The following is a 17708-nucleotide window of genomic DNA, read 5'->3' on the forward strand; positions in this document are numbered from 1 at the left end:
TCCGGTAATTTCTTACCAAGGCGTTTTATTTTTTTTGATTTTTATCATCCGAATTGCTATGTAATTTTTGCAGGGCATCATCGATGAAGTCCAATACGCCCAAAGCCGCACCACGAGCGCTTTCTTTCATATTATCCGCTACTTCGGAAATATGATCGACTACTTTGTCAGCTACTTCTTGAGCTCGTTCTGCTACTTCATCGGCTTTATCGGCAGCTTGGCCCTTTAAGTCAGCCGCTTTGTCGGCTAATTCATCTACTTTGTCAGATGCTTGTTCTTTTAAATCTTGCGCTTTATCAATTGCTTGGTCTTTCAAATCAGCTGCTTTATCAGCTAATTCGTCAACTTTATCGGAAGCCTGTTCCTTTAAGTCTTGCGCTTTATCAGCGAGTTCATCAACTTTTTCCGACGCTTGGTCTTTTAAGTCATCCGCTTTGTCTGCCAATTCGTCAACTTTATCGGAAGCCTGCTCTTTAAGCTCTTCCGCTTTATCGGCTGCTTGATCTTTTAAATCAGCTGCTTTGTCGGATAATTCATCAACTTTGTCCGACGCTTTATCTTTTAACTCTTCTGCTTTATCAGTTGCTTGATCTTTTAATTCTTCAGCTTTATCAACAGCTTGGTCTTTTAAGTCTTCAGCTTTACCGGCCAATTCTTCAGCTTTGTCGGAAACTTTTTCAACAACTTCTTCTGCTTTGCCATCAGTGGCTTGATTCAAATTCTTGGCTAATTCTTCTTTAGTGGACATTTCGTCTACCACCTTTCCTTTGACATCATTCACTTTTGACTGCACTGCTGTTGCTACACTGCCAGCTGTTTTGGAAATCTCTTTTGTTTTGTCAGCTGCGGTGTTAGCTACATCATCAGTCAACTCTTCCAAATTTTGATACCATTCTTCGCTGCGCTCTTGCACGCCTTTTTTGGCGTGTTTCGCTTTTTTCAATGCTTTTTTTGTTTCTTTTTCAGCCGCTTTAGCTGCTTTTTCAGCTTCTTTCGCGACTTTCTTAGCTTCTTTTTTCGCTGCTTTATGGGCTTTTTTAATAGATTTTTTAGCCTGCTTAGCGAGTTTTTTAAATTCTTTCCACTCCGTATGGAGCATCAAATCTTCAAGCGTCATTGTTCCCTCTTTGCCATCCGGCAAGTTTTGGCTCAACATGTCCAAAATATCTTGCAAAAAGATTTCCGATGTCGGAAATACGGTATGACCGTCATCCTCGTCATCATCCACCTCAGCTGCAAACGCCGCCGAATCGGCCGTTCTCACCCCCGCATTCAATACAGCATTCGTTCCTGCCAATAAATTGTCATCCGCATCAGCTTTTACACTATGTGTTAAAGACGATTGCGGAATATCTCTATCAGTAATGGCATCAGCTGCCACTGCCTGTGTTTTAGCTGCCGTCGGTTCAGCCACAAGGGTACCATCTTGACGTGGTACTACCGAGCCGTCACGGCGATTTACCAGCGCCCCATCTTGGCGATTCACAACAGAACCATCCTGGCGGGTCACTACTGTGCCATCTTGACGCGTAGCTACAGCGCCTTCACGACGTGCCGCTACCGTACCGGCTTGGCGTAATGCAACCGGTCTTTCCGAAACATCTACATCCGCCAAATCCACTTGATCTATGTTTAATTCTTCACTGGTTAGTTCATCCCCTTGGGCCTGAAATTCATCTTCCAAGGAATCATATATATGAAGCTGCTCTAGCAAGTCTTGTGTTTCATCGATTTCCTGCCATAAACTGTCCAATAACGCCGTATAAAATAAGCGTGCTTTCACTTCTTCATAGGCCTGACGCGTAATATGAAGTTCTTCATATGTCAAGTCTTCAGTACTATCCAGCTCTTCTATTAACTGCTGAATATGACGATCCTCAGCATACTTATTCTGTAACGAACGACGAACCGATTCAATAACAGACTTACCAATGATGCCATGACGATTATGCATACTTCCAGCTCCCATCTTCCTATACCTTTGGTAATAAATATTAAGCTAAAAACAGTAAAAAGCAAATCTATATCATCGAGTGCTGGCTTTTTAAGCCATCCCTACACACCCGGATTCGGTGAATCTATCTCTATCTTAAAACAAATTTCTTAAAAATACCAATCTAAACAGTTAATCTATAACCTAATTCTCTATTAAAGTAATCCTATGCAGGAATTATTTATTCAATAAAGGCACCGTGTTGCTGGCGAGAGGCATAACAGTTACGGTGTAATCATCGCGACCGATTAATTTGTTCGCAAGCTCGATGGCTTCGTCAATGGATGTTACTACATCGATGCCCACGCGATCACAAATTTCTTTATTTTCCGGTTTCGTCACCAAAATATGGCGATATTTCTGAAAATCTTCGCCTAAATGGAAAGCAATAAATCCCGGTACGGTAAAGCCGTTACGCAATTTAATTTCCCGTTCTTTCAAATCACGGGTATCAAACCAACCGAGGAATTCTTCCGGTTCGTGAATATCCGGCAATTCCATAAGCAGAATAACCACGCCGCCCGGTTTACATGCAAGCACCGCATTAACCTGGGTTTTAACACCTTGATACAAGTTAATATCTTTCGGATAACCGCCTGCCGAAGCGATAACGCAGTCAGCCAATTCATTAACCGGTACCCCGTAAATCTGTTTAACTAATTTCGTGCCTTCCAGCCATGCATCTTCCCAATGACCGGCCACGAACTTAGCTAATTTACCTTCCGTATTCGCAACGGAATTAATGAGGAAATCGGCTTCTACGGCACGACCATGTTGCATCTGATCGTCATGCATAATATTATTCGTAATATTACCGCTTACGATTTCAGGTTTCGTACCGCCACCAATCTCTTCCGACAAGCAAAGATTGTGGTTTTTTTGAATCGTCTGATAGGACGAAATGCCCGGTAAAATCGCCTTACGACCGCCGCCAAAACCGGCAATCAAGTGGTATACGATACCGCCCGTCAAAATGAGACGGTCCGCATCTAAAGCGAGTTCATTCACTTCAATCGGTACACCATGAGATGTTTCACCGATATGACGGAAATGACTGTCCGGATTGATACCGCTACTGTGTTCAATGCGAACGCGATTAACTACTTCGTCGCCAAACTCCGAACGAGATTCCGCTTCCGATTGAAGACGATGAGCGCCATAAGCGATTAAAAGGAAAATCTTTTCATCCGGCACACCCGCTTCGTTCAAATAATTAAGCAAAGTAGGTAAGTAAGCATCATAGCGAATCCACGCACGCGTAATGTCAGATACAACGATACATACCGTTTCATCATGCTGCACAATATCTTTTAACGGCGCCGTGCCGATTGGATTATCCAAAGCTTCAAGAAGCGCTGCCGGAATGTCTTCAATAGCGGGATAGTCCGCCCCTTCCACAACATCTACTACTTCTTGAGTGGGTAAATCAAATTCAACCTCGCCGTTGCCATACTTCAATTTAAAATGTTTCATCGTTATTCTCTTCCTCTCTCTTTTGCTGGGCCAAGCGCTCCCAAAGGGCCCCTTTCATAACAATACCTTCACCGAATTTTTCTTCCAAGTCATCTACAGTCTTTGCCAATTCATCCTGTGACACTTCACTCTCAAATAAAGATGTCTGCCCCCATTCATCGGCAAAATCGCTGACCGTAAGCCCTAAAAGGCGAATCGGTTTATCAATGTTTAGTTTATTATACAACATCAATCCTATACGGTATAGTGTTTCTTCATTGTCAGTAGGCATATCTATGCGTTTTTGACGACTTATAGTCTTAAAATCGTTAAAACGTACCTTAATGGAAATAGTATGGCCCTTCAAGCCTTGCTGCCGCAAGCGCTTCGCCACTTTATGGGCAAAATAATGCCATTCGCGGTCAATAACAGCTTCATCGGTCAAATCTGTTTCATACGTCAATTCATTGCCGATGGAATGAATCATGCGATCATATTCTACCGGTCGATCATCAATGCCGCGAGCCAAATCGTAGAGCCGTTTGGCCTGATTGCCCGCTACGGGTCGCAATTTCGACTCTTCCGCAAGCGCCGCAATTTGACCGATTTTATAAAAACCCGCTTCATGTAGCCGTTTTTCTGTTTGTTTCCCTACGCCCCACAAGCGTTTAACCGGCAGATTGGCAATAAATTTGGCTTCCTGGCCATAAGGTATCACCACTAAGCCATCGGGCTTTCTAATATCCGAAGCCAGTTTTGCCAAATACTTATTCGGTGCGAGGCCAACCGACGCTATAAGGCCGGTCGCATCTAATATATCCTTTTTAATAGCCTTACCGACCGCATAAGGACCGTCAAAACGATTATGGAGACCCGTTATATCCAAAAAGGCTTCATCTAACGATAAAGGCTCAATATAGGGTGAATAGCGTTCCATAATAGCATGGACCTTTTCTGAAATAGCATGGTACACTTCGAAACGAGGCCATAAATAAATACCGTCCGGACAAAGTTCACGAGCCTTGGCCATACTCATGGCCGAATGCACTCCTAATTTACGAGCTTCGTACGACGCAGTAGATACCACACCACGCGAAGAAAGGCCGCCAACGATAACCGGGCGGCCTCTATACTCGGGATTATCGCGTTGTTCAACTGATGCATAAAAGGCATCCATATCCACGTGCATAATCCAGCGTCTCATATTAACTCCTGTAGTTTCTTATTCAGGTTTATCTTCTAAGCGACAATATTTAATCTGAGCGCAAATACATTCATCTTTGGTTTTGTACAAGTCAGGTAAGATCTTAACTAACTCATCAAAAGTTTCTTCATTGATTGAATAGCGTGTCCATAACCCGTTACGCTGCGAGTTAACAACACCTGCATCAATCAAAATTTTCATGTGATAGCTCAACGTAGACTGCGACAAATTGAAGCTTGCCAAAATGTCACAAGCACATAACTCATTACATGACAACATGTCAATGATATGCAATCTAGTTTCATCACTCAATGCTTTAAAAATCGTTGCCAATCTTTCGTATGATACTTCCATGCCCAATACTCCTTTTTTTAACCTTAGCCATTACCCTTTCGCCTTATTCTATGTAATATATTATATACTAAAACGCAAGATAAATCTAATAATTTCAATGTTTCAAGTTTTCGATAAATATATGAAAAAAAGCACTAACTTACAAACACTTATTCGACAAAGGCTTTCACGGTTTGTTAATTCATAATTATTAATTATTTTGAATAAGTTAGCACACCAAAATCCATCATTTTCACCTCATTTTTATAAGGCTTTACTGCTTTTAGCCTTGACAAAAACAACTTTGCAATAATATACAAAAGTAGTCTTTCATTATACATCCCCCGCAACTATCTTGATTTCTGCTTCTCCGAACACAATTTCGGTAAAACTCATTGACTAAAGTTGAATATAGCCACTAAAAAAGTGAATAAATACCCAAAATTTTTCAAAACAAATCAATTTCGAATTGTTATTTTTTCATTCAACGTTCACAAAAAATCAAATGTATTCAAACAAAAAAATCAGCGGCCGAGACAAACTCGCGCCGCTGATTTTAAGAAAAGGGATCTCCTAAATATGTCAATGAACAGCCTTCTGTAGGGAGGGACTTGCTGTTCATTTATTAACTGGTTAAACTAAGGAAAAGCTTGGGGAAATCTTATAATTTACCTACAAGGTCAAGACCCGGTTTTAAGGTATCAGCACCCGGTTTCCATTTAGCAGGACAAACCTGGTCGCCATGTTTAGCTACGAATTGAGCAGCCTGTACTTTACGAACCAATTCATCGGCAGAACGACCGATACCCATGTTGTGGATTTCAGCAGTTTCTACTTTGCCTTCCGGATTTACTACGAAAGAACCACGGTAAGCACGGCCTTCTTCTTCGGAGAACGTTTCGAAGAAATCAGCGAGTTCATGTTTCTGGTCAGCTAACATGGTGTACTGAATTTTAGCGATGTTTGGCGAAGCATCAGCCCATGCTTTATGTACGAATTCGGAGTCAACGGATACGGAGAATACTTCTACGCCCATTTCCTGTAATTCTGCATAATGGGACTGTAAATCTTCCAATTCTGTAGGGCAAACAAATGTGAAATCGGCCGGATAGAATACGAATACGCTCCATTTGCCAACTACATCTGCTTTAGTTACTGTTACTACGTCGGGATTACGGAAACCCTGTAAGGAAAAATCAGGTAATTCTTTGCCGATAATTGCCATTTGTGAGTCACTCCTTGTGTTTAAATACATACTTTACTATACGCTAAACTATCATAAGCTACATTATTGCCAAACAGTAAAAGCAATCTAACTTGCTATTAGAACAAATATACAGTGCTCTCTATTTTGAATATATAATGTCGCTAATTGATAGTTATTAATAACGGATAATCTATATTGATTACATCATTATCATACACCACACAACGAAAAAAATCAATATGAAATCGAGTTTCAGTTATGCAATTTATGAAAAAAGGCGATACATTTTTGCAATCTAAAAATAAAGCGATATAGTAATCCCACTATACCGCTTTACCTCTTACATTATTTAGTTTTATACAGCTTATATCCCCACAATCATTAAATCGGTTTATAAAGCCTCATATATCAGTTATTTATTTTACTAAACCTTTAGCAACTAAGTAGTTATGGGCCACCTCTTTCGGGCTCTTATGCTCCACGTCTACTTGATAATTTAACTCACGCATTGTATCCGTATCTAAGGTTGCCATCATACGATTAATAACATCTTGTAATTCAGGATGTTCTTCTATAGTCTCTTGTCGAACCAACGGTACACCGTAATACGGCGGGAAGAATCCTTTATCATCAGCCAAAACAGTCAGATTATATTTCTTTAATAACCCATCTGTAGAAAAGGCATCAACTACCTGTACATCACCGCTTGACAATGCCACATAGCGCGTAGCTCCGTCAATGCCTTTAGCATCTTTAAACGTAAAACCATACTCATTTTGAACGCCTCGCAAACCATCCTGACGATTCAAAAATTCAAGGGTAGTGCCGGCCTTCAAAGAAGAAGCAACCTGACTTAAATCACTCATGGTATGCAAATTATACGCCTGTGCCACAGCAGGGTCTACCGCCAACGTATAGGTATTGCTAAAAGGAGCCGCCGCCAATAAAGCAACATCATACTTCTTCGCCAATTCCTCTTTTGTTGTATCGTATACTTCCTGCTCATCGCTTATGGGATCATGTTTTAAAATATCCACATAGGCCGTACCGGTATAATCAATATACGCATCTAAATCGCCTTTTTCCATGGCACTAAACAGCACCTGGGTGCCGCCGGCACCTAAGTGACTTTCTACCTTAATATTTGTATTTTTTTCAATCATTTCACCCAGCATATTACCCAACACCAATTGTTCGGTAAACTGCTTACTCCCGATACGAATCGTATTCGGATCTTTGACTAAATTGGCATATACATTCTGTCCAAACATAAATACCAGTAAGGCTACTACGATGCCGACACTCCATTTCTGGCGACGTCGTTTAGCCGTAAGGGTCGAGCGAGTTTTCAACAACTCAGGCTGCAAACTGACCGGTGTTACCAATGACTCCACTTGAGACAGTACCCAGTCAATAGCCAAAGCCAATATACAGGCAGGAATCGCCCCGGCCAAAATCATACCGTTATTAACGGAACTGATGCCACTAAAGACCAAAAAGCCCAAGCCACCGGCTCCGATAAAGGCGGCGATGGTCATAAGGCCTACGGCCGTAACAGCTGAAATTCGCACACCCGCCATTAACATAGGCAATGTTAACGGTAACTGTACCTTCCACAAAATTTGTTGACGTGTTAAGCCAATCCCCCGAGCCGCTTCAATGGTGCCCGGTGAAATCTGACTAATGCCGATATAGGTATTTTTAACAATCGGTAAGAGGGAATACAAAAACACCACAATGACCGATGGTAAGGTACCAATCCCTAAAAGCGGAATGGCAAAACCCAATAAGGCCATGCTGGGAACCGCTTGAATTAAGTTAGTAGCCCCCATGACCGGCTTATTTAAAGGCTTTACGTAGCTGATTAAAATCCCCAACGGCAAGCCCACTATAATAGCTAACCCCACCGCAATGGCAGTTAGCTGGATATGCTCTAACAAAAGACGCATAATCTGATCTATATTTTCAAACATATAACTAAATATACCCAATTATATTACCTCCGCATCATCTACATACTGACTTCCTAAGGTGGTAATTAAACTACTTTGTGTAATGACCCCCGCCAGGCGTTCAGAATCATCCAGTACGATCATATACGGACGGTGCAAGGTCTGAATTGTTTCTACCACATCTAATAAGGAATCCCCCACATGAGCCAACTTCTTCGGCTGGGCCATAATCTCACTGACAGGCCCCTGTAAACTTATTTGCTCACGAATCATACGGGCATTAACTAAGCCTCTAAAACGACGCGTGCCGCGGTCTACAATAATAAGGAAATCTTGAGGGATATCTTTAATTTTTTTCATACAACGGAATAAGCTGTCACTCGGATAGGCAATATTGGTGGCATCAATCATGATGTCTTCCGCTTTGATGAACTCCGGTGAGTTCCAAATACGGTTTTTACCAATAAAGCATTCTACATATTCCGTAGCAGGATTTCGTAAAATTTGTTCCGGCGTATCGTATTGTTCTACATGACCTTCACGCATTAAACAAATACGGTCCGAGATTTTAATGGCTTCATCCATATCATGAGTTACGAAAACAATCGTTTTCTTTAATGTTTCTTGTAAGCTGCGCAGCTCATCCTGCAAGGACACGCGCGTAATAGGGTCAATCGCGGAGAAAGGTTCATCCATCAAAATAACATCCGGATCGACAATAAGCGCTCGCGCTACACCGACACGCTGCTGCTGACCACCGGATAATTCAATGGGATAACGATTCAATAAATCACGAGATAAATCAACGAGGTCCATCATTTCATTAATCTTCTCAGTCCGTCCTTCTTGCGGCATCTTATGAAGATCCATAACCAATTCTAAATTTTTGCGAATTGTCATATGAGGGAATAAACCCGTTTGCTGGATAACGTAACCAATCTTACGACGCAAGGCTACCGGTTCCATATCATGAATATTTTCACCATTTACATAAATATCGCCACCTGTAATAGGTATCAAGCGATTAATCATTTTAAGCAATGTGGATTTACCACAGCCACTACCGCCAATGAGTGAAACAATTTCACCATCGGGAATATTCAAACTAATATCATGTAATACTTCTTTTTTTCCATATCGTTTCTTAACGTTTTTTATTTCTATCATATAATACCTCCCTAAAGTAACAACTCTATTCTAACATCAGGTTGTTACTTTGGTCAAATATCGACTTTTATAAATATATTATAGTATGCATTACTTTATGTCATAGTGGCCTATATAATACAAAAAAGCGCCCGACTCATGTCAGGCGCTTATTGCGTTATATTGTAAATAAAATTATTAAATTATATAGTCAACCTTTAGTTAACCTTAAAGTGTTACCGATTATCTGCCACAGGCTGTTAAGCCTCGTTTTCATCGGTATTATACAAAAAGCGTTCCAATCGCAACCAACTGTCAGTGGGGCCGATAAAATAGATTTCCTCGCCCGCCGTAAAAGTAGCATACGGTCCCGGCGATATAATCATAGTCTTATCTTGATTTTCAATCGCCACAATGGTGACACCGGTATGTTGCCATAATTGAATGGATCCTATGGACTGCCCTAAATAACGACAATCCTCCGTAATGGACATTTTCATAGGTTGCAATGGATTTTTATATTGGTAATGACCGACAGAATCAGTTAATTTTTGTATCGTTTCTTTTAATCCCTGCAGGGATTTTGTTTGATTCTCAATTTGCTGAGTCAGCTCGCGTCGCAAAGAGTCCACCGAATCAAAGTCGCTAAATTGCATTCGAAATTGTTCGGCTTTCTCCTTAGATAAAACTGTACAGCCACTCCCTTTAGTCACTTCGACAATGCCTAAATCTGCCAGCAAAGCAATGGCTCGGCGCGAAGTTTCAGGAGACACACCGTAGTGAACCGATAGGGCGGAGCGTGCAAAAATACGCTCCCCTTCCTTATATCCGCCGGATACAATTTTACCGGCCACATCGGCTGCAATTTGTTGATAACGAGCTGTACGTACAGTTTTACTCACTATTACATTCCTTTAATTTTCAAAATAGCATCAACAAAGCCTTTGAATAACGGATGTGCTTTAGTAGGACGGGATTTCAATTCCGGATGGAACTGAACACCTACGAACCAAGGATGATCTTTAAGTTCCACACATTCAACTAAACGGTTATCAGGGGATGTACCACTGATTACGAGGCCTTTTTCCGTTAATTCCTGACGGAATGCATTGTTGAATTCATAACGATGACGATGACGTTCATAAATGAGGTCTTCGCCATAAGCTTCACGCACTTTGGTGCCTTCTACAGTCTTACATGGGTAGATACCAAGACGCATAGTGCCGCCTTTTTGATCCACATCTACCTGATCCGGCATCAAGTCGATTACAGGGTTCATGCAATCTTCGTCGAATTCGGTAGAGTTAGCAGCTTCAAGACCTGCTACGTTACGAGCAAATTCCATTACAGCAGACTGCATGCCGAGGCACAAGCCGAGATAAGGGACTTTATTTTCACGAGCATATTGGATAGTGCGAATCTTACCTTCTACACCGCGATAACCGAAGCCGCCCGGTACAACAATACCGTCAACATCTTCATATAACTTAGCAACGTTGCATGCGTTTTCTTCCAATTCTTCCGCATCAATCCATTTAATATTAACCTTTGTATCCGTTGCGATACCGGCATGAGTCAAGGCTTCAGCCACGCTGAGGTACGCATCGTGAAGGGCTACATATTTACCAACCAAGGCCACGGTGATTTCTTTGTTAGGATGAAGAATTTTATCTACCATTTCTTTCCAAGCTACCATATCAGCCGGTTTGTCTGGTAATTGTAATTTCTTAACAACAATATCATCAAGGCCTTCTTCTTGCATCATCAAAGGCACTTCATAAATCGTGTTACAAGTGCGGTTTTCAATAACGGCTTCCGGATCGATGTCACAGAATAAAGCCAATTTATCTTTCATTTCGTCGGAAATGTGTTTTTCCGTACGGCAAACGATGATATCCGGTTGAATACCGATACTGCGCAATTCTTTTACGCTGTGCTGAGTCGGTTTAGTTTTTAACTCGCCCGCTGCACTGATGTATGGTACCAAGGTTACATGAATGTAGAGCACATCGTTGCGGCCTACTTCTTTTTTAACCTGACGAATGGCTTCAAGGAACGGTAAGCTTTCAATATCACCTACAGTACCGCCAATTTCCGTAATAACTACGTCCGCGTTATCTTCTTTACCTACGCGATATACGTTTTGTTTGATTTCATTCGTGATATGCGGGATAACCTGAACGGTACCGCCTAAATAATCACCTTTACGTTCTTTGTTAATAACGGACCAATATACTTTACCGGCCGTTACATTAGAGCGTTTACCGAGGTTGATATCGATAAAACGTTCATAGTGACCAAGATCAAGGTCTGTTTCAGCGCCGTCATCGGTAACGAACACTTCACCGTGTTGATACGGACTCATTGTACCAGGGTCGATATTGATGTATGGGTCAAATTTCTGAATGGTTACATTCATACCGCGGTTCTTAAGCAAACGACCTAAGGACGCTGCAGTAATGCCCTTACCTAACGACGAAACAACCCCACCTGTTACGAAAATATACTTTGTTGCCATGATTCCTCCCAAAGCTATGAATGTATCTACACACTATCGCACGCTGCGACAGTTTTAAAAAATCTTACATTTTTTCCGGTGCGGAAATACCTAAAATACCAAGACCGTTACGCAATACAGCGGCAATAGCCGTAATAAGGCCTAAACGAGCCTGTTGCAAATCGCTGTCTACGCCCATAATACGACCTTGTTTGTAGAACGAATGGAACATGCCGGCCAATTCGTATAAGTAACGGGCAATACGATGTGGCGCACGATGTTCGGCGGCCTGACGAATTTCTTCAGGGTAAGCGCCTAATTTTTTAATAATATCGAGTTCCAATTCGCTCGTTAAGGTATCAAATTTTACGCCGGTCCAATCACCGTATTTGATGCCCGCTTCATTCACTTGATTGAAAATGCTGTGAATACGTGCATGCGCATACTGGATGTAGTATACCGGGTTATCATTGCTCTTTGAGGCTGCCAAGTTGATATCAAAATCCAATTGGCTGTCCAAGGAACGCATGAGGAAGAAATAACGCGCCGCATCAACGCCTACTTCTTCAATCAATTCATCCAAGGTTACGGATTGGCCGGTACGTTTCGACATTTTTACAAGTTCGCCGTCACGATATAAGGCCACCATTTGTAATAACAAAATTTCCAAGCGGTCCGGATTATAGCCGAGGGCCTGCATGGACGCTTTAACGCGCGTCACATAACCGTGATGGTCAGCGCCCCAGATATTAATCATCTTTTTAAAACCGCGTTCAAATTTATTGCGATGGTACGCAATATCCGATGCCAAGTATGTAGGTTCGCCGTTTTCACGGATAACTACGCGGTCTTTGTCGTCGCCGTAGCGCGTGGACGCAAACCATAAAGCACCGTCTTTTTCATACACATCACCGGTGTCTTTTAAGAATTGAATAGCTTTGGTTACTTCACCGCTTCTGTGCAAGGAGCGTTCGCTGAACCAGTGATCGAAGTCCACATTGAAATTGCGCAGGCTTACACGCAAGGCATTAAGCTTTTCAGTCAAACCGAATTCTTTAAAGAACGGCAAACGTTCTTCTTCGCTCAATACGGCAAAGAAATCGCCACGCCAGTTGATGATACTCTGTGCCGTATCAATAATATCCTGGCCATGATAGCCGTTTTCAGGGAATTCACTCTTCATATCGAGAAGTTCCATATAACGAGCATCAATGGATTTCGCCAAGTTATCAATCTGATTACCGGCGTCATTGATGTAATATTCGGATTGCACGTTGTAACCGGCGGCGCGCAATAAGTTAACCAACGCACTGCCGTAAGCTGCACCACGGCCATGACCTACATGAAGGGGGCCTGTCGGATTGGCACTTACATATTCAACCTGAATCGTATCTTCATCACGAGTAGCTTGTGTGCCATAGCAAACGCCTTGTTCCAACACGGATTTCAACGTATCGTAAACAGCGTCTGTTTTCACAAAGAAATTGATAAAACCGGCGCCGGCTTTTTCAGCTTTTTCAAGCCAATCATAGTCCATATTGGCAATGATGATATCCGCAATAGCTGCCGGATTCATGCGGGCTACGCGGGCCGATTGCATGGCAATATTCGTAGAAAAATCGCCGAATTCTTTCTGTGGCGGTACTTCCAAAACTACTTCAGGGTACGTTCCCTCCGGTAATGTGCCGTCAGCTAATGCTTTTGCTACTGCCGCCTCAATTCCTTGCTTGAGCTTGTCCTTTAGTTCCATACTCCAAATCCTCCTGTAATACGATATCTAATTGATTATAATATTGCCATTCGCCACTGACCGAAATGTCGTAGCCTAAGTGTATTTTACCGATGCCGTCCTCTAAGTCAGACTCCAATTCATGGGTTTTAAACGCCATGTGAAGCTCACCGAACGGAGTTTCATACACTGATTGCCGTGTCTCGCCGAGCACATACTCATGACGCATAGACACTTTGCCATTGCGAATTAATACAATGGAACGAGGCTTTAACTTAATCGTTGTATGGGAGCCTTCCATTCCGGATAATTCGGTTTCATTATACATAATATATTTTGTATCATTTTTTTCGTGATATTCACCGGGAGAAACCATTTCAATGACTGTATCATGCCCGTCCGCATCCCGTTGAATACTCTTTACACCAACTAAAACGCGCTTCATCGAAGTCCTCCTTTCCACTTTTGACACATCCGTTTGTTATCAAAAATTTTATTAAACTATACATCAGTTAATTATACCATAGAAAGAGCTTTATTTTAAGAAAATTCTTCGCTTAAACGCCTTGAAGAATGTCCTCAATTACCGTAGGATTCGCCTTTTTAAAAGCTGCTACCAAGGCTCTTTTTTGGTCCCTCGGCATGCGTTTTACCTGGTATTCCATGGACTGCGCATCCTGTTTACGATCAAAGGCGGTAAACCACACGAGGCTCACCGGCCGGCGTGTTCTGGTATATTTGGCGCCGCCCGGAATTTCACCGTTATGAGCCGCCACACGTTGCTTCAAATCAACAGTCCAGCCGGTGTATAAGGACCCGTCCGCACATTCTACCATGTATGTGTAAAATTGACTCATAACTGCCTCCCCTCGTTTACAGTTTGCACTACTTTAATATCTTTATTATTGTTCTATTTACAGCTAATTATTGCACTATTTGCTACTACCTTGAGTGTCCGTAATCGGCTCCAAAGTAATCGACTTAATCACAACCGGCGCTAAGGGCTTGTCATTTTTATCGGTCTGTACTTTGCCGATTTTAGCAACTACATCCATGCCCTGCGTAACAACGCCGAAAATGGTATGCTTATTGTCGAGCCACGGTGTCGGCCCTAAAGTAATAAAGAATTGCGCCCCACCTGTATTCGGCCCGCGGTTGGCCATGGCCAAAAGGCCCATTTTGTTAAAATGTAAATCATTTACAAATTCATCCGGAATAGTATAACCCGGACCGCCTTTACCGTCATCGCCGCCTTGAATCATAAAGCCGTCAATAACGCGATGGAATGTTAAATCGTTATAATAACCTTGTTTTACCAAGTAGTCGAAGTTTTTAACTGTAATCGGTGTTTTGGTACCGTATAAACGAACTTTAAAAGTGCCTTCCGTGGTGTTAAACACGGCATAATGATCTTTGACCGGCGTGTTATCAAGCGTCGGTGCTTGCAAGGTACCGGTCTGGCTGTTTTGTGCTGTATTTTGGTCGGCCGAGCTGCCTGCCGCCGTACCGCAAGCGGCAGTTACGAGCATGGTCATCCCCAATAAACCAACCGAGCACAAACGTCGCCAATTTGTATAAAAATACGTCAGCTTCATCTGTACCTCCAATATATGAAAAACCGCTCACAAACAATATGAGCGGTACTTTTGACATTTTATTATAGCATAGAGTATTAAATTAGGCTAGAGGGATTTTAAAATTTTCGATTTTCATTTGTGACGCGCGGCTCTAAGGCCATCAACAGACCAAAAACTTAAATCCAACCGAAATTTTTACAAGCTTCGTAAATGCCGTCATTATTGCAATCGGCCGTAATATAATCAGCCGCCGCTTTAAGCTCTTCACGGGCATTCCCCATGGCAATGTTAAGCCATTCCGGACTAAACATAGACAAATCATTATAGCCGTCGCCGAACACTACCACATCGGCCGGTTCCATGCCGTAATAGGCAATCATACGACGCACGCCTTCCCCTTTAACCATAGGTTCAAACAAGATGCAATCATTGCCATAGCGAATAATGTCATTCGACATATGAACGACGCCGGTGGCAGCTTCTTGTTCCGGTGTCATGTAGGCATAAATCTTGTAAAAATGCTCTACCTTACGATAGTCAAAATTCGGATCGTATTTGGTCGTGCATACATCCCAAACAGGATGCCAGTTAAGCACTTCTTCATACGGTGTAACCCGGACTAATTCATTCACATCGGTTACGGCCCAGTGAAGCCCCAACCTGTCCAGTTGTGCCAAATAGTTAAGGCACGCTTCTCTATCCAAGCCTTCCATAAATAATATCTCATTATTAACGGTCACACTCTTACCGCCATCAGCCACAAAGTCATGGACATTGGCCATATCGGCAAAGCGTTTCGCATCAATTTGCAAGCGCCCCGTCGCCAACGCTACGCGATGACCGTTCGCCTTTAACGTGTCGAGCGTCATTTGAGCACTTTTTGGAATAATGCCATCCGGCCAAACAGCCAGCGTGTTATCAACGTCAAAAAAGAAGAATTTCTTTTTCATCAATGCCTCCCATCACATTAATATTTCATATAATTATACAGTTAAATGTGTTTTTATGCTTTGTCACGGCCCGACATCAGTTTAAACCGTTCTTTCTGTGTTACATCAGGATATTTTTCATGATCTACCGGACTTGCAAACATAGACAACGGACGAATGTACGTCTTGCGTTCACCATATAACTGCTGATACACAACGAAAGGTTCCCCCGTTTCCGAATGAACGGCGATGTCTTTTACGTAATAATACATGCCTTTGAAATGGCGATATAAGCCACCTACTACGATTTCGTGCATACGACCTCCCATAAGTTGTGATTAAGAATAAAACTCATTGTTTCGCTTTTTTTATTGTAACATATGAGGGCAAAAATAAATACTTTTCAACTTATAAAAATGGAACGCAAATTTTTTCGTTCCATTTTTCGTTCCATCTTTGAAACAAAAATCAATTTGCGTTCCATTTTATATTCTATTTTTAAACAATTTCAACTTTGCATTCCATTTTTGCTCCATATTTGAAACAAAAAAGCAATTTGCGTTCCATTTCGTTTGGAACGCAAATTGCTTTCATAGGATTTTATATGCTCTTTCTATATTCTCTACAGCATGAATACAGGCTCTGAAGCATCATTCTTCTTATTTTTTAATCCAACTCATCAAGCCGCGAAGTTCGGCGCCCACTTTTTCGGATTCATGGTTAGCTGCTTTTTCACGACGAGCATAGAGTTTCTTGAAGCCGTCGTTGTAATCTGCCAAGAATTCATCGGCAAAGGCACCGGATTGGATATCCTTCAAGATTTCTTCCATCTTTTTGCGTGTTTCAGCCGTGATTAATTTAGTACCGGTTGCATAGTCACCGTATTCTGCCGTATTGGAAATGGAGTTGCGCATGGTGTGGAAACCGCCTTCATAGATAAGATCTACGATAAGTTTCATTTCGTGAACGCATTCGAAGTAGGCATTAACCGGATGATAACCGGCCTTCGTCAAGGTTTCAAAACCGGCCTGCATCAATTCGCAGATACCGCCGCAAAGAACGGCTTGTTCACCGAACAAATCGGTTTCTGTTTCTTCACGGAAGGTTGTGCCCAAGATGCCCGCACGACCGGCACCGATACCGGCCGCCCAAGCCAAGGCCAATTCTTTCGTATCGCCGGATGGATCTTTTTCTACCGCATAAAGGCTTGGTACACCGCTGCCTTCTTGGAACGTACGACGAACGAGATGGCCCGGACCTTTAGGGGCGACCATGAATACATTCACATCGGCCGGTGGCACGATTTTTTTGAAATGAACATTGAAGCCATGAGCAAAGCCGAGATAGGCACCTTTTTTGAGATTCGGTTCTACGTCTTTTTTATAGGTTTCGGCCTGTAATTCATCAGGAATAAGAACCATAACAACATCAGCATCTTTCACTGCATCAGCCGTCACTTTAACCGGTAACCCGTCTTTTTCGGCTACTTGCCAAGATTTAGAGCCTTCACGAAGGCCTACGGTAACATCCATGCCGTTTTCTTTTAAATTAAGCGCATGAGCATGCCCTTGTGAACCGTAACCAAGTACGGTGATTTTTTTACCTTTTAATGCGTCCAAATTGCAATCTGCATCATAATAAACTGTTGCTCCATAGATTGTTCCTGCCATAATTGTTCCTCTCTCTCTG

Annotated in this window: 16 protein-coding genes; all 16 read right to left on the minus strand. The window is 42.2% G+C overall.

The genetic code is table 11. The features are described from left to right. Positions 1-25: 25 nt before the first annotated feature. The 16 genes from EO124_RS00490 to ilvC all read right to left on the minus strand — a co-directional run bounded on the left by EO124_RS00490 (position 26) and on the right by ilvC (position 17689). Entirely contained in the window at positions 26-1954 is a 1929-nt protein-coding gene (locus EO124_RS00490; protein WP_127057852.1) for a hypothetical protein, read from the minus strand. Positions 1955-2170: 216 nt separating this feature from the next. Next, positions 2171-3466, minus strand: coding sequence for an NPN-dependent 2-hydroxyacid racemase, LarAH10 family (larAH10, locus tag EO124_RS00495; RefSeq protein WP_127057853.1), 1296 nt, complete (start codon positions 3464-3466; stop codon positions 2171-2173). Further along, the gene (locus tag EO124_RS00500; protein ID WP_127057854.1) at positions 3453-4649 is read right to left on the minus strand and encodes a DNA polymerase IV; all 1197 of its coding nucleotides are present in this window, start codon (positions 4647-4649) and stop codon (positions 3453-3455) included. The genes larAH10 and EO124_RS00500 overlap by 14 nt, the downstream gene beginning before the upstream one ends. Positions 4650-4667: 18 nt before the next feature. After that, entirely contained in the window at positions 4668-5003 is a 336-nt protein-coding gene (locus tag EO124_RS00505) for an ArsR/SmtB family transcription factor (RefSeq protein ID WP_021842258.1), read from the minus strand. Between the two features lie 640 nt (positions 5004-5643). Continuing rightward, the gene (gene ahpC / locus EO124_RS00510; protein WP_021842257.1) at positions 5644-6207 is read right to left on the minus strand and encodes an alkyl hydroperoxide reductase subunit C; all 564 of its coding nucleotides are present in this window, start codon (positions 6205-6207) and stop codon (positions 5644-5646) included. 398 nt (positions 6208-6605) lie between these two features. Continuing rightward, positions 6606-8162: an ABC transporter permease/substrate-binding protein gene (locus EO124_RS00515; protein WP_127057855.1), complete on the minus strand. Its 1557-nt coding sequence runs from the start codon at positions 8160-8162 to the stop codon at positions 6606-6608. Positions 8163-8180: 18 nt separating this feature from the next. Further along, a complete protein-coding gene (locus EO124_RS00520; RefSeq protein ID WP_127057856.1) occupies positions 8181-9308 on the minus strand; it encodes an ABC transporter ATP-binding protein in 1128 nt (375 codons plus the stop codon). Between the two features lie 239 nt (positions 9309-9547). Next, a complete protein-coding gene (locus tag EO124_RS00525; RefSeq protein ID WP_127057857.1) occupies positions 9548-10189 on the minus strand; it encodes a GntR family transcriptional regulator in 642 nt (213 codons plus the stop codon). A gap of 2 nt (positions 10190-10191) precedes the next feature. After that, the gene (gene pyrG / locus EO124_RS00530) at positions 10192-11805 is read right to left on the minus strand and encodes a CTP synthase (RefSeq protein WP_127057858.1); all 1614 of its coding nucleotides are present in this window, start codon (positions 11803-11805) and stop codon (positions 10192-10194) included. Between the two features lie 64 nt (positions 11806-11869). After that, on the minus strand, positions 11870-13534 hold the full coding sequence (gene argS, locus EO124_RS00535; RefSeq protein WP_127057859.1) for an arginine--tRNA ligase: 1665 nt from the start codon (positions 13532-13534) through the stop codon (positions 11870-11872). Then, the gene (locus tag EO124_RS00540) at positions 13500-13958 is read right to left on the minus strand and encodes a YwiB family protein (protein WP_021842251.1); all 459 of its coding nucleotides are present in this window, start codon (positions 13956-13958) and stop codon (positions 13500-13502) included. Before EO124_RS00540 ends, argS begins: the two co-directional genes overlap by 35 nt. A gap of 112 nt (positions 13959-14070) precedes the next feature. Continuing rightward, the gene (locus EO124_RS00545; protein ID WP_127057860.1) at positions 14071-14370 is read right to left on the minus strand and encodes a GIY-YIG nuclease family protein; all 300 of its coding nucleotides are present in this window, start codon (positions 14368-14370) and stop codon (positions 14071-14073) included. A 75-nt stretch (positions 14371-14445) separates the two neighbouring features. Continuing rightward, a complete protein-coding gene (locus EO124_RS00550; RefSeq protein WP_021842249.1) occupies positions 14446-15108 on the minus strand; it encodes a peptidylprolyl isomerase in 663 nt (220 codons plus the stop codon). Between the two features lie 158 nt (positions 15109-15266). Continuing rightward, the gene (locus EO124_RS00555) at positions 15267-16040 is read right to left on the minus strand and encodes an HAD family hydrolase (protein ID WP_127057861.1); all 774 of its coding nucleotides are present in this window, start codon (positions 16038-16040) and stop codon (positions 15267-15269) included. 53 nt (positions 16041-16093) lie between these two features. Further along, positions 16094-16336, minus strand: coding sequence for a DUF1653 domain-containing protein (locus EO124_RS00560; protein ID WP_021842247.1), 243 nt, complete (start codon positions 16334-16336; stop codon positions 16094-16096). A 342-nt stretch (positions 16337-16678) separates the two neighbouring features. Then, a complete protein-coding gene (ilvC, locus tag EO124_RS00565) occupies positions 16679-17689 on the minus strand; it encodes a ketol-acid reductoisomerase (RefSeq protein ID WP_021842245.1) in 1011 nt (336 codons plus the stop codon). Positions 17690-17708: the final 19 nt, after the last annotated feature.

Origin of the sequence: Veillonella ratti, assembly GCF_003992115.1 — a bacterium.
In the GTDB taxonomy this organism is placed as follows: Bacteria; Bacillota; Negativicutes; order Veillonellales; family Veillonellaceae; genus Veillonella_A; species Veillonella_A ratti.

Bases quoted from the DNA above. Each gene is read 5' to 3' on its own strand.
- EO124_RS00490 (WP_127057852.1), bottom strand. From the start codon at position 1,954: ATGCATAATCGTCATGGCATCATTGGTAAGTCTGTTATTGAATCGGTT.
- EO124_RS00560 (WP_021842247.1), bottom strand. From the start codon at position 16,336: ATGCACGAAATCGTAGTAGGTGGCTTATATCGCCATTTCAAAGGCATG.
- ilvC (WP_021842245.1), bottom strand. From the start codon at position 17,689: ATGGCAGGAACAATCTATGGAGCAACAGTTTATTATGATGCAGATTGC.
- ahpC (WP_021842257.1), bottom strand. From the start codon at position 6,207: ATGGCAATTATCGGCAAAGAATTACCTGATTTTTCCTTACAGGGTTTC.
- larAH10 (WP_127057853.1), bottom strand. From the start codon at position 3,466: ATGAAACATTTTAAATTGAAGTATGGCAACGGCGAGGTTGAATTTGAT.
- argS (WP_127057859.1), bottom strand. From the start codon at position 13,534: ATGGAACTAAAGGACAAGCTCAAGCAAGGAATTGAGGCGGCAGTAGCA.
- EO124_RS00515 (WP_127057855.1), bottom strand. From the start codon at position 8,162: ATGTTTGAAAATATAGATCAGATTATGCGTCTTTTGTTAGAGCATATC.
- EO124_RS00555 (WP_127057861.1), bottom strand. From the start codon at position 16,040: ATGAAAAAGAAATTCTTCTTTTTTGACGTTGATAACACGCTGGCTGTT.
- EO124_RS00520 (WP_127057856.1), bottom strand. From the start codon at position 9,308: ATGATAGAAATAAAAAACGTTAAGAAACGATATGGAAAAAAAGAAGTA.
- pyrG (WP_127057858.1), bottom strand. From the start codon at position 11,805: ATGGCAACAAAGTATATTTTCGTAACAGGTGGGGTTGTTTCGTCGTTA.
- EO124_RS00550 (WP_021842249.1), bottom strand. From the start codon at position 15,108: ATGAAGCTGACGTATTTTTATACAAATTGGCGACGTTTGTGCTCGGTT.
- EO124_RS00505 (WP_021842258.1), bottom strand. From the start codon at position 5,003: ATGGAAGTATCATACGAAAGATTGGCAACGATTTTTAAAGCATTGAGT.
- EO124_RS00500 (WP_127057854.1), bottom strand. From the start codon at position 4,649: ATGAGACGCTGGATTATGCACGTGGATATGGATGCCTTTTATGCATCA.
- EO124_RS00540 (WP_021842251.1), bottom strand. From the start codon at position 13,958: ATGAAGCGCGTTTTAGTTGGTGTAAAGAGTATTCAACGGGATGCGGAC.
- EO124_RS00545 (WP_127057860.1), bottom strand. From the start codon at position 14,370: ATGAGTCAATTTTACACATACATGGTAGAATGTGCGGACGGGTCCTTA.